At 54.3% G+C, this 11,766-nt stretch carries 10 protein-coding genes; 3 read left to right on the plus strand and 7 right to left on the minus strand.

From position 1 onward, the window contains the following. Nucleotides 1-51: 51 nt before the first annotated feature. The 3 genes from GSQ80_RS13615 to GSQ80_RS13625 all read right to left on the minus strand — a co-directional run bounded on the left by GSQ80_RS13615 (nucleotide 52) and on the right by GSQ80_RS13625 (nucleotide 4,068). On the minus strand, nucleotides 52-1,581 hold the full coding sequence (locus GSQ80_RS13615; RefSeq protein WP_158788132.1) for an arylsulfatase: 1,530 nt from the start codon (nucleotides 1,579-1,581) through the stop codon (nucleotides 52-54). A gap of 460 nt (nucleotides 1,582-2,041) precedes the next feature. Then, nucleotides 2,042-3,103, minus strand: a complete 1,062-nt coding sequence (locus GSQ80_RS13620; RefSeq protein ID WP_158788133.1) for a DUF481 domain-containing protein — start codon at nucleotides 3,101-3,103, stop codon at nucleotides 2,042-2,044. 188 nt (nucleotides 3,104-3,291) lie between these two features. Beyond that, a complete protein-coding gene (locus GSQ80_RS13625) occupies nucleotides 3,292-4,068 on the minus strand; it encodes a hypothetical protein (RefSeq protein WP_158788134.1) in 777 nt (258 codons plus the stop codon). Between the two features lie 88 nt (nucleotides 4,069-4,156). Between GSQ80_RS13625 and GSQ80_RS13630 the strand changes: the two genes are divergently transcribed. Continuing rightward, entirely contained in the window at nucleotides 4,157-4,627 is a 471-nt protein-coding gene (locus GSQ80_RS13630) for a histidine phosphatase family protein (protein ID WP_158788135.1), read from the plus strand. A gap of 67 nt (nucleotides 4,628-4,694) precedes the next feature. Here the strand turns inward: GSQ80_RS13630 and GSQ80_RS13635 are convergent, their stop codons facing one another. After that, nucleotides 4,695-5,405 (minus strand): hypothetical protein, encoded by a 711-nt coding sequence (locus GSQ80_RS13635; RefSeq protein ID WP_158788136.1) that lies wholly within the window; start codon nucleotides 5,403-5,405, stop codon nucleotides 4,695-4,697. 582 nt (nucleotides 5,406-5,987) lie between these two features. On the opposite strand from GSQ80_RS13635, the gene GSQ80_RS13640 reads away from it, so the two are divergent. Beyond that, nucleotides 5,988-6,602, plus strand: coding sequence for a hypothetical protein (locus tag GSQ80_RS13640; RefSeq protein WP_254059635.1), 615 nt, complete (start codon nucleotides 5,988-5,990; stop codon nucleotides 6,600-6,602). Nucleotides 6,603-7,360: 758 nt separating this feature from the next. Here the strand turns inward: GSQ80_RS13640 and GSQ80_RS13645 are convergent. The 3 genes from GSQ80_RS13645 to GSQ80_RS23920 form a co-directional block, all read right to left on the minus strand. Continuing rightward, nucleotides 7,361-8,011, minus strand: a complete 651-nt coding sequence (locus GSQ80_RS13645; protein WP_158788137.1) for a response regulator transcription factor — start codon at nucleotides 8,009-8,011, stop codon at nucleotides 7,361-7,363. Nucleotides 8,012-8,348: 337 nt separating this feature from the next. Next, the gene (locus GSQ80_RS13650) at nucleotides 8,349-9,707 is read right to left on the minus strand and encodes a bifunctional 2-polyprenyl-6-hydroxyphenol methylase/3-demethylubiquinol 3-O-methyltransferase UbiG (RefSeq protein WP_254059636.1); all 1,359 of its coding nucleotides are present in this window, start codon (nucleotides 9,705-9,707) and stop codon (nucleotides 8,349-8,351) included. Between the two features lie 95 nt (nucleotides 9,708-9,802). Continuing rightward, on the minus strand, nucleotides 9,803-10,201 hold the full coding sequence (locus GSQ80_RS23920) for a response regulator (protein WP_371315716.1): 399 nt from the start codon (nucleotides 10,199-10,201) through the stop codon (nucleotides 9,803-9,805). Nucleotides 10,202-11,070: 869 nt separating this feature from the next. Here GSQ80_RS23920 and GSQ80_RS13660 point away from each other — a divergent pair. Next, nucleotides 11,071-11,724, plus strand: a complete 654-nt coding sequence (locus tag GSQ80_RS13660; protein WP_158788140.1) for a response regulator transcription factor — start codon at nucleotides 11,071-11,073, stop codon at nucleotides 11,722-11,724. Nucleotides 11,725-11,766 lie beyond the last annotated feature (42 nt).

Genomic DNA, 11,766 nt, shown 5'->3' on the forward strand with positions numbered 1-11,766 from the left:
TGGCCTTGGCGGTTTCGGGTTGATGTCAGGATTTGTTTGGGCGCTTTGCTGCTACTCCAGCCCGCGCTTTGCGAACGCCTCGTCAATCTTCTTGTCCACATGTTTGCGAACCTGATCGACGCTGAAGCTCGCCGGCCGCTGGCTGGGCGGATACTCGATGAAGGTTTCGAGGAACACCGACGCCTTCATCGTTGCTTCGCCAACAAGGTACGCGTTTTTCACCTCCCAGTCCCAATACTGATCGGACGTGATATCGGCCCGCTCGTACGGATCCATGCGCAGGTTGTAGAGCTTCGGCAGGCGCAAGGGAGTGAATGGGTTGGCCCAAATCAATGCGTTGCCTTGGGCGCGCTGCTCTGAGAACACCGCTTTGAAATTACCCCAACGCATCGCGACGAGGTCTCCGTCGTCGTTGAAGTAGAAAAACTCGTTGCGGTTGCTCTTCGCTTGTTTGCCCGTCAGGTGGGGCAACTGGTTGTAGCCGTCGAGATGGACTTTGAATTTCTTTCCGGATGCCTCAGGCGCCCAGCCCTTCAGCAGTTTATCCGTCACTCCATCGTCCCCGGCGGCAGCGAGCAAGGTCGGAAACCAGTCGAGTCCGGAGAAGATCTCGTTCGATATGGTGCCTGGCTTGATTTTTCCCGGCCAGCGGACCATCGCCGGCACGCGGAACGCCCCCTCCCAATTCGAATCTTTCTCGCTTCGGAACGGAGTCATCGCGGCATCGGGCCAACTGAACATATTGGGGCCGTTGTCGGTTGTGTAGATCACGATGGTGTTGTCGGCGATCTTCAGGTCGTCCAGCAGGTCGAGCAGTTTACCTACATCCTCATCATGCTCGAGCATGCCATCGGCATATTCATTGCCCGGCATTCCGCTTCGACCCAACATGGACTCGCGTACGTGCGTGAAGACGTGCATGCGGGTGAAGTTCATCCAAACGAAGAATGGCGAGCCATCTTCGGCCTGTTTCTTGATGTAAGCCGCGCAAGCATCACTGGTCTCGTCATCGATTGTCTCCATCCGCTTCCTGGTCAGCGGGCCGGTGTCCTCGATCTTGCCATTGGCAAAGGTATGCAACACGCCGCGCGGCGACATCGCTTTCACGAACGCCTTATCATTCTTAGGCCAGTACGGGCGCTCGGGTTCTTCCTCTGCGTTCAAGTGGTAGAGGTTCCCGAAGAACTCGTCGAAACCATGCGCAGTCGGCAGATACTCATCCTTGTCCCCGAGATGATTCTTGCCAAACTGCGCGGTCGCATACCCCTGTGATTTCAGGGCCTGGGGAATTGTGATGTCTCCCGGCTGGAGGCCGACGGGAGCGCCCGGGGCACCGACCTTGGAAAGACCGGTGCGCAGCGGCGCTTGGCCAGTGATGAAGGAGGAGCGGCCCGCCGTGCAACTGTTCTCTGCGTAGTAATCCGTGAATAGCATGCCTTCCTTGGCGATGCGATCGATGTTGGGCGTTTGGTAGCCCACTAAGCCATGCGTGTAGGCGCTGATATTGGACTGCCCAATATCATCACCGAAGATGACAAGGATGTTCGGCTTTTGCGTTGTTGGTTTTTTCTTGTCCGCCATATTCTGTCCCTTCGCGTTGGTTGAATTTCGTTGACGTTCGACCCAGCGATTACGCCTTGCTCATCCCCCGCGAGCAATACTTGCTTCTGCCTTCACCTCGACGTACGCAGCGTGCGCAACATTTACCCGCCCTGTTGCCCAAGCATGGAGACTTGCACTCAAAAGGAATACACCGGCACTCCGTTGTCGTGAACTGTAACAACTGACAGGTTTATGGGGGGCGGCCGGGAGGTTGGGAAGGCGCAGGGCGGTAGACATCCGGAACGTCGAATGGGGGTCCAACGCCCGCGGAGACGCGCGGTCCACCCAACGTGTTGAAGCTCATAGTCTTGCGCCAGGTTGAGCGCTGACATGGCTGGTAGACCCCGAGAGTCCCGGGTTTAGCCTCACCCTATCGTGAGAGTCTAAGCTACGCCTCACGATTGTTGATGCGGTGAAAGCGCCGAAAGAGATTTCGGCGCTACTTGTTACCAAACGTCCAACTCAGACCCGATTGCGATCCGAAGTCACTGCCGGAAAGGTGATTGGGAGGCTGACTGTCAAAGCTGCTATAGAAGGAAACGTTCCAGGAAAGGTTACTCACAATCTTAATGTAATAGGTCGCGTTCATATTGAATTTCACTCGACCGCCTTGAGCGATGATTGGTAGAAGATAGGCTGTGACGTTCGCATTTGTTTTATTGAATCGGAAGAATTGAATATTCCCAGCGATCAGGCCTGATGCCAGGTTTTGCGAGGCTGTGTCCAGATAGGCGGTATTTTGTCCGGCAAACCCAGCAAATATTGAGATTTGCGTTTGATTTGTGTTCTTCACGTATCGACCGACGCCAGCGCCTTCCGTGACCTGACTGTTTATGCCTTGCTCGGAACTTTGCAGGAAGACACCCATACCGTTGTAGAACCAATTTTTCGAGCGCATGAGGTGGTAGGCGTCGAGGTTCAGTTGGTTGCGGGTGGACTTAGCGGCGCCGGTACTGTCGGCGAGGGTTGAGCTGATGCTGGCACCGGCGGCCCATCGTTCTCGCGGGTAATTAATTTGCGCACCCAGGCTGTACTGCGTCGATTGGTTGCCCTTGGAGTAAATGATTCCAGAATCGATGTTGCCGTTGAATCGTTGGAGGAACTTCGTCGAGGTCACGTCCATCGTGACGATCTTGGGGGACTCGATCTCCACTTTCGGTCCGGCTACCTCTACAACCTCAATCATAATGGGTCTGCCGGTCGGACCATCGGTAGTGTTGAGCTTCCCGGTGTATACCGAACCGTCCTCGGTCTTCACGAGGAACAGCTGCTTACTCTCCACATGAGCAACTTCCGACCATTGAACAGAGCTCGTTCCCAGTATGTATTTCATGCTTACGTAGAGCACGCCGGCCTTCAGCCCTTTGATCTCACCGGTAAGGCGGTCGCCGTTCTTCATGATGATCACATCTGTGCTTTCCCTTGCGAATAAAGGCGTGGTAGCAAAGAGAAGGAAACCCAGGGCGACGATAAGCTTGCTCACAACCGGTTTGGTTCTCATGGCCGATTCATCCTCCATCGAGCGAATGGTGCGTTGTCATTGCGATGCACGTTCCAGGGTCACACCTGGTGCAATTTGGCCGTCACACTCCCGGCGTCCGACCCAGCGGACCTTTACTTACGGCATGAGCTTGAGGTGGCTACGACATTTTGGAGCCGCTTCACCATGTCTGGCGGGGCTAATAGAAGTCAATGGGGTGGCGACGCTTCATGCTTCAATCCCCTGAGCACGGCGCTGGTTTTCGTCTCTTGATTGGCGCTTAGCGACAGACCTTTTAATTTCACTATGCGGTGCAAGTCCGTATACTTCGATTCCCACCCATTTGACGCGCTCTTAGCAGACAATTCGAGGAGACTGTCTCCGGGAAACTCCCAATATTCCAGTGTGAGTTTGCCAAATGGAGACTCTGAGGGAGTCGCCCACGTTGTTGAGTGGATGTCGGGAGTCCTTCTCACCCGGGACCAGTTAATCGAAACATGGGCCTCTCTTAAGAGTTCCCGTTGTTGAGAGCTGAGAGCGCTGAAGAGGTCGTCACCGCCTTCAGGTATCTCGCGATCCTTGTAGTTTTTCCCGACCGAATAAGAGGTGTTCGCTCCCGCTTCCGTTCGATCTATCTCGCACCCAAATTGCTCACGGAGCTTTGAGCTTACGATCTGATTGTTGCCTTCAGGCAAGCGGACCTTTACCGTGAGGTCATTTTTAGCGCCCTGCCTGACTCGCACGATCACGCCCTGGTTGAGGAGGCTGAGATTGCCGGTGTCAAAGAAATAGACTTGGCTGGTCGTTTGCTTTTCGAAGCTCAGGGAAGCCAGCACGGACTTGATGGTCGAAGGTACGAGCAGGAGCTTGATCTCGACGGGACACGTTTCTTGAGCGTGTATGGCGGAGCACAACAGCAACACGATTAGGGGTGAAAATGCCCGCTTCCAGCTACGCCTCATCGACCTTGCAGAATGATCTTGCATCGTTTGGATCCTAAGTTGGGAGATGCGCGAATAGACCTGTCAGAAATAACAGTTTCCAATCCGCGATGATCGTGGTGAACTGTTTCTCATGGCCAAGGGACCGATGCGGATCGTTATTGTCAGGCACGCGGAGAAACCTGCCTCTCGACTGCCTCATCTGGCGTTGCGCGGAAGAATGCGCGCCGTTGGGCTCTCGAAGTTGCTCCCGCAAATCGTGAAGCCCCATTTTGTGTTTGCCTCCACTTCGACAAGGCATTCCGCCCGACCTTACCAGACAATCCGGCCAACGGCGGATAAACTTGGAATTGATGTCAGAACAGACTATGCCGATCGAGACATCAAGAAGATGGTCAAAGACTTAAACAAAAAAGAGTTTGACGGCAAAATAGTTTTGATGTGTTGGCACCATGGCATGATACCCAAGCTGATCCGTGCACTGGGACACGAGTCGCCTTACGAGCCTTGGCCAGAGGAGCTTTACGACCGCATCATCAGTATCGATAAGGACGGAATTAAGAATATTCCTCAGCGCCTTTTATTCGGCGACACTATCGATTAACGCAAAAGCCTCGGTCAGCGACCGCGACTCGCCGCGCAACCCTATGCATTCCGAATACTTTCCTTGCCTAGTCCTTTGGAGGTTTCGTCGGGCATTGAGCATCGAAGGCGGCCTGCATCTTGCGCAGTTTCAGCACGCCATAGAACACGGTGATCACCATCGCCACAACCAGAACCCCATCAAGGTGTCTCTCCATGTCGAAGGAGCCTTGGCGATTGGCTATGTAGCCCGAGGCTACCAAGACGAGAATCCCAAGGTTGATGATCCAGTTCACTGGTTTCGACACAATGTAGTCCAAAGTCCCGAACCCACCCAGCTGGTAAAGCATGAATGGCAGGATTGCGACCATCGGCAGCAGTTCCGATGCGCCCAGGGTCGGGTCAACGGTACCTGGCGTTATGGCGTGGAGCAGCCGGCTATGAGCCAGTTGATGGAATAGCGCCGGGATTGCACAGAGTAGCGGCACCACGGCAAGCAGCTCTAGCACTAGCGACCCGCTCCATGTACCGATTTTTGATGTCGTATCGGCGCCCTCGCCCGACTGTTGGGTGCCGATGAAGAGGCCACCCACGATGGCCGCCGCGCTGGAAAGCATCAGCAATTCGATGGTGATGCCAAAGCTCTCCGGCTCCCCCGCCTTGAGTAGCAGCATCGCTAGAAAGCCAGGGGTGTAAAACATGACGCGGACGAGTTTCGCCCAAACGCGGGCGTCTCGCTCAGGGGGAAGAATTGGGAGCGGACGGCCGTCGGTTCCAACTGTTGGTCTTGCCTTCGACATGATCTTGTCCTCTGGGTGCGGCAAGTGCTGCGGTTAATAGCAGAGTAATACTGGAGCACACTCTACAGACTTCGAAATGTCTCCACACCTGTCAGAATTAACAGTCGAGTAGTGGTCTGCATGGCCGGCCCGCAGGGAGTTTGGCCTGTTGGATGGGCGATCTTGAAGTTGACCGCAAAACGTCTGCTACCGAATCGTAATCCGATTTTGCCCCGGTGCGATTTGACATGGAGTTTGGTGCGCGGTTGACAGAAATGCATTCAACTCGCGGCAAAATGCGTCAGCAGGCTTGCTGCTGGGAGGATTATTTACCACGCTGTCACATCTGACAGTTGCGCGGCAATTTAACAATCGAAGATACTGCGGGTGTCAGTTCGTTCCAACACATCTGATACGCGTGACTCGATGTGAGCGTGTCGGAGCCTTCGGATTTGACCGCATGCCGCCTTGCTGCTGTTTTCGGAGATGGCGACACATCGCTGTAGACAGCAACGATCGGACAGATCGATAGCAAAACATTTCAACCGGCCCAATTTATCAACTGTATCCGCTCAAATCGGAAATGCTACACAGAGCCACAGATTGGAGAAAAAAATGCACAGACAAGTAAAAATTGCAAAGGTCGTCATCGGTGCTGGGCTTCTGGTCGGATTGTTCATGGTTTCCTCCTTGCCTGTATCCGCGGGAACAAAGACCGAAACGATTGAAGCTCAAGCGATGGGAACGGGAACTCAGCTTGGTCAGAATATCGGAGTGACTCTGAACATCTATGAGTACTCAACCCAGGCGGACAGGCAGATCCTCGTTACCGCATTCAACAAGGGCCAGGGCCAGGGATTGTCGAACGCTCTTCAGAAGATGAAGGCGGTGGGCCATGTTGAGATTACCGGAACTCTGGGCTATGACTGTTCCTTTATCAAGATGACTCAGACGCCGACGGGCCGAAAGATTGTCTTCGTGACCAATCGCCAGATTCGGTTCGGCGAAGCTTTCTTTGACACGCAATCTCAGTCGTTCAATCTCACCGCGGGCGTTCTCGAAATCAACGACCAGGACAAGAGCAAGAGCACAGGCGTCCTATACCCTGCTGCCGAGCTAGTGCTCGATAGCCAGGGCCAACTGCAATGGGACCTCACACAAAACCCATGGAAACTGGTCGACGTGCTCGACTGGGCAGGGACTCCCGGCGTCAACTAGAACACCTTCGCGTTCAAGGAGCTGTCATCAATAGACCCGACTGACGCTATGGGACGATTCGTCTTGCTACCATCGCCCGTGAGCGTCGAATTGTGAGGCACTATGAAGATCCAACGAACTTCCGTACTTAGCTTCTCTGCGCCGCTACTTGCCTTCTCTTTGCTATCAGGCAGCGCGGCTGCTCACTCACAAAACAGTAAGGATGTTTGCGCAGACCCCAGTGCTGCTGCTCAGATGTGCACCGCCGTCAACACCTGCGGCTCCGGCTCTACTTCGTGCAGCGTGGATGTGAAACGGACCGCTGATTCTGCGTCGGCGACTCCCAGCATTCCGAAAGCAAAGGGCAATTCCCTATTCTGTGTAAATGTCGGGACCACAGTTACATGGAAGAGCACCGACAAAGGCGACGGCTTTATCGTCGATTTCGGCGCGTCATCGCCGTTCGATCCTAGCGGCGCTATCAGGGGCGGATCCGCCCACGCTGTTTCCGTCGTCGCAAAGGGAACGGGGTGCTTCAAGTACTCCGTGAGTGCCTGTCATTCGGGTGAGGTTTACGGAATGTGTGGAACCGCAAACCCTGTGATCATCGTCTTCGATAAGAAATGAGTGTACGAGTCAGGCGTTAGTCTGTCCTCGAGGATTCGGTAACGAGAAGGAAGGATTCATGCGCGGCCGCTAGACCCGGCAGGTTGAATCAGAGGGCTCTCCCGCTGCGCGACGGTGCCGTCATTTCTTTTTGGGTCTCTGGCAGAAGATCGCTAGGATCGTGGCGTTAGAATCTGCTCCTGAATTGCATATTGAACAAGATCAGCATTTGTTTGCAGGCAAAGGCGCTGCATCAGTTTGTACTTATGAAACGCTACGGTGCGGGGAGTCAGCGTGAGGATGTATGCAACTTCTTTCATGGTCCGCCCTTCCGCTAACAACTTAAGGACTTCGAGCTCTCGATCGGTGAGTCTCTTCCGGCTGAGATGCGGTTCGGTTTCGAGGGCTAAACCTTCGATGGCGTGCAGGGTTGATGCAGAGATGTAGCGCTTGCCTTTCAACACTTCGCGGACAGCACTCACGAGGTTCTCGTCGTCAAGGGATCTTCGCAAATACCCCGATACTCCGCCCCGCGCTGCGTCGGCGGCGATATCAGCGTCAATCGTGGATGTAATGTACACAATCCGGACCATGCGAGTCAGTTTTTTGAGGCGCGCACGAGTCTCGAGATGATTGGTCCAACTTTCGCCCAGATCAAGGATGATGACGTCGGGTTTAAGGTCTCGCACCGCTGCCATGAGGGCAGGTTCGTCCGCAACGATGCTTACGACCTGAAACTCCGGCTGCAGAAGCTTTGCGTATTCCTCAGAGAGGCGAATTTGATCGCTTGCGATAAGCACCCGCGGCCACGTTACGGGACTCATTCTGTGCTCCTTCGACCGGCTTTGCGAGATCAAGGCCTGCTTGACTCGACCTATCAGCCGATCCGTCTGTAGATCGGGATTCGGCAATGGCCGCTTCCCCATGTGCAATTCGTCGCGGAATGAAAGGTTCTTGCAGCTACTTGTTACACGAGGTCGATCAACTGAGGCAGAAGCTCGGCACTAAGTCCCACATCGACCGGAAAATTCAGACGACTCTCCAGATGACGGATTCTGAATCGTCATTTCGACTGTTGGCATTTCATCTAACTGGCAGAATAATTTGGCTGTTAATCGGCGACTACTGTCAAAAAGAACAGCAGGCGATCGTTCCAGGTACCTATGTCGCTTTCGGCAGCCGGGATGTATCAAAGAGAACCTGGTCCTGCCACCAAAGCTGCTCAAAGAAATCGCGAGCGAGGTCGGCAATCCCGGTTTCCTTCGGGGAGGGAGCGGCGACGCGAACGATTTCCGCGATGGAACGTTTTCCATCGATTGCATCAAAGAATCGCTTCTCGATAGCGTTAACTGGCAGGAATAGGTCCCGGAACGTGTGGCTACGATTGATTAGAACCGCGGCGGCTCCGGGGGGAAGCCTTTCGAGCACGCATACTGTATCAGCCATCCTTATCGGCACATAATCAAGCCAGCCGCCGTGCGCGAAATCAATCTGGTTTAGTTGGGCTGAACTCTCATTGTGATATACGACGGCGCTGTGGCGGACCATGGTACCCCGAAAGAGTTCGACCGCGGCAAACTGCTGCTCCAAAGAGATTTTCTCCAACCGCGGAGTCTGCGGAAGCCCGGCGATGACCCCACACCTTGCAGAGTAGGGCGCCTGACGCGTCCATCGGCCAAACGCAAGACCAGCCCTTTGGAGAAACTCAAACAATTGCGGTACCGAATAAGCTCGGTCCTGGGGATGCAGCAAGGCATCGGCGAGCTCTGCCTGGTCGCCGAAATCGGGTGCCGTGCGCAGGAGAGTTTCCATGGGATGACCGGGAGGCAGAGATTTGAGCGCAGTGACTAGATCCCGAATCGCATCATCCGATGCGGAGATATCGAGCCGCCTGCAGAAGTCCTGCAGCATGTATATGCCGGCTCGGCCATAAGGGGCGTACACCATGAGATGCATCGCTCCGTCTGGTTTGAGCACACTGCGCAATGCGCCGAGACCCGCGTCAGGTTCGACGAGATGGTGGAGAACCCCGGTGCAAATAATCTGATCGAAACTGTCGCCTAACTCCCCTGCCCTCTCGACCGGAAGTTGCTGCAAGCTAAGGTTTGTTAAATTGTGTTTTCGCTTGAGTTCTTCGGTCTTGCACAAACTTGTTGCGCTGAAGTCAATTCCGGTGATCTGGGCGCTAGGCCACCGGATCGCGTATTTGGCGGCCTGGGATGTACCGCAGCCGGCAACGAGAATCGAATAGTCTTCCCTATAAGTTTGAGCTGGCCAGAATAGATGAAAGTCGGCTACGCGTCTCTGGTAATCGTCCCAGAGGCGACCGTAGTTTTGGAGGTTATCGACAGGTCGAGGGTAGGGATAACGATCGTAGAAATCCTGGACCTCAGGGGAAGCCCCAAGGCCCGTCAATTGCGGATCGTAATGATTTTTAATCGTCATGATTGGTTTGGTTTCTGAACATAGGCTCCTGGGTGAACCATTCACGCGATTTCGGGCGCCACCTTGATTCAGCATAACGGGCAATGGACGTGCGAGAACGACGATGCCGGTAATCCGGACAAATATTTGGCTGCCGTTCCGAGTGAGGACGGTGACTGACAGCGGAGCGGCTACGGGCGGTGCCCTTGAGGAGAAATAAAGATCTGGCTTGAGAGCACAGACCTTAAAGCTAATCCGAGATCCGCATTCATTCGAGATTTGAAGACGTACCCTCGCCCGCCCGCGCCAATTGCCGCCCCAATGAAGTCAGGGTCTTCATGAATAGACAAGAATACGATTTGACCCGCGTAACCCTGTTGGCGCACCTGCCGGGCGATCTCGATGCCGCTGTGCTGTCCCATGGAGATATCCAGGACCATGAGATCCGGCCGAAGTCTCGACACTTCAGCGCATACAGAGCCGCCATCCACGACCGTGCCAATGACCTGATAATTGCTCTCAAGCATTTCCACGACGTGATGCAAGAAATCTCGATTATCGTCGGCAAGTAGAACCCGTGGTGATGACATTGTTCTACCCCACTTCGTCTGTTCGCCATGGAGCGTTCTGCTCTAAATCCATGATCGCGGCTCGCGATGAGAAGGCGACCCTTGATGACGAATCTATGACTTCCTAATCTTTCTGCCTACTGTCACTTTTAACGGTATGTTGAAGTTATCTTTCAACTTGAACTTTCGTGACCCGTAAGTTTTGACAGCTGGCTTGATGGCGATACCTCCGGACGAAAGTCCAGCCAGGATAGCCAGCCATAGAGCCGAGTGAGATGGATTGCGGTGTGACGTTGTGGATTCTGTAAGAAACGTGGCGCGGTATTGCGGAGGTAGTTTTTCTGTACGCGTCGCCGTCGAGCTTTAGTCGGCGCAGGGTCCGTCAATGGGCCACCACTCCATCAGCAGCCCACCGAGGTTGGCCGGGTGCGCTCGCATACCTCGAGGCCACGGATGGGCGTGCTAGATTCTTCCGGGCATCTCACACTGTCAGTTTTGACAGTTGGTTTACCCCTGCACTGCCAGTAAGATTTGCGATAAATTAGGGAGCATCACTGAGAAGGGGTTGTTCGCGCGCAAGCAGCAATATCGCCGCTGTTAGTCGGTTGATATCCCCTCCTCGCGTGTTCGCTCCAATTCCACTGAGACCGTTCCAGCTTAGCGGCGCTTTCGCGTGTGCAATGGAGTGGTGATGATGAGCAAGGACGGGCAGGACCCGGCCAGGATTTTTTCCGGGTAAGCTGCAAAGGTTGATAGGATGTTATGAACATTTCATCTTTGAGAAAATCGGTTCGACAGGTCAATGACTTAGGGGCGCAAGCGCCTGGAGTCATGTGCCAGTCCAGTCACGGGCCAGATTTCCCCAAACTTGAACGGTACAAGGGGGAGCTTTGAGCCAAACCAATCGTCCTCGAGTTCTGATCGCCGATGATCATTTCTTTGTAGCTGAAGCCTGTGCGCGAATTCTGGAGCCAGAGTTAGAAGTCGCTGGCATTTTTACGGATGGACAGTCTCTTTTGGATGCCGTTCCGGCGCTCAAACCGGATGTCGTCCTCCTTGATGTTGGAATGCCGCTGATGAATGGGCTGGAGGCAGGCAAGCGAATCAAACGGCTGCAACGCACAGTCAAGATTGTATACTTGACGATGAACCCCGATCTAGGCGTCGCAGCTGAGGCCTTCCGGTGCGGGGCATCCGGCTACCTGCTGAAAACCTCCGCCGGCACAGAGCTCATAACGGCAGTTCGCGAAGTTCTTAAAGGCGAATACTATGTCTCTCCTCTCGTCACGAGTGATACCGACGGCTTTTTTCTCGATATCCGGGTGTCGGACATGGGGCAGGAGATTCTCACGAGCCGACAACGAGAGGTCCTTCAGCTGCTGGCGGAGGGAAGATCGATGAAGGAAATCGCTTATATCCTCAAGCTGACTCCTCGCACCGTTGCGTTTCATAAATACAAGGTTATGGAACGGTTGCGCGTGAAAACCAACGCGGGATTGGTGCAGTATGCAATCCAACAACACGTCATCTCGCCAGGAATGTAAATAGCGCTTATGTGTCCGTGGAAAGCACGCTACGCCGCGGCA

Source organism: Granulicella sp. L46 (assembly GCF_009765785.1).
GTDB lineage: Bacteria > Acidobacteriota > Terriglobia > Terriglobales > Acidobacteriaceae > Granulicella.

Coding starts and splice junctions, on each gene's coding strand:
- GSQ80_RS13650 (WP_254059636.1), bottom strand. CDS start 9,707: ATGCTGAATCAAGGTGGCGCCCGAAATCGCGTGAATGGTTCACCCAGG.
- GSQ80_RS13645 (WP_158788137.1), bottom strand. CDS start 8,011: ATGAGTCCCGTAACGTGGCCGCGGGTGCTTATCGCAAGCGATCAAATT.
- GSQ80_RS13630 (WP_158788135.1), top strand. CDS start 4,157: ATGGCCAAGGGACCGATGCGGATCGTTATTGTCAGGCACGCGGAGAAA.
- GSQ80_RS23920 (WP_371315716.1), bottom strand. CDS start 10,201: ATGTCATCACCACGGGTTCTACTTGCCGACGATAATCGAGATTTCTTG.
- GSQ80_RS13635 (WP_158788136.1), bottom strand. CDS start 5,405: ATGTCGAAGGCAAGACCAACAGTTGGAACCGACGGCCGTCCGCTCCCA.
- GSQ80_RS13620 (WP_158788133.1), bottom strand. CDS start 3,103: ATGAGAACCAAACCGGTTGTGAGCAAGCTTATCGTCGCCCTGGGTTTC.
- GSQ80_RS13625 (WP_158788134.1), bottom strand. CDS start 4,068: ATGCAAGATCATTCTGCAAGGTCGATGAGGCGTAGCTGGAAGCGGGCA.
- GSQ80_RS13615 (WP_158788132.1), bottom strand. CDS start 1,581: ATGGCGGACAAGAAAAAACCAACAACGCAAAAGCCGAACATCCTTGTC.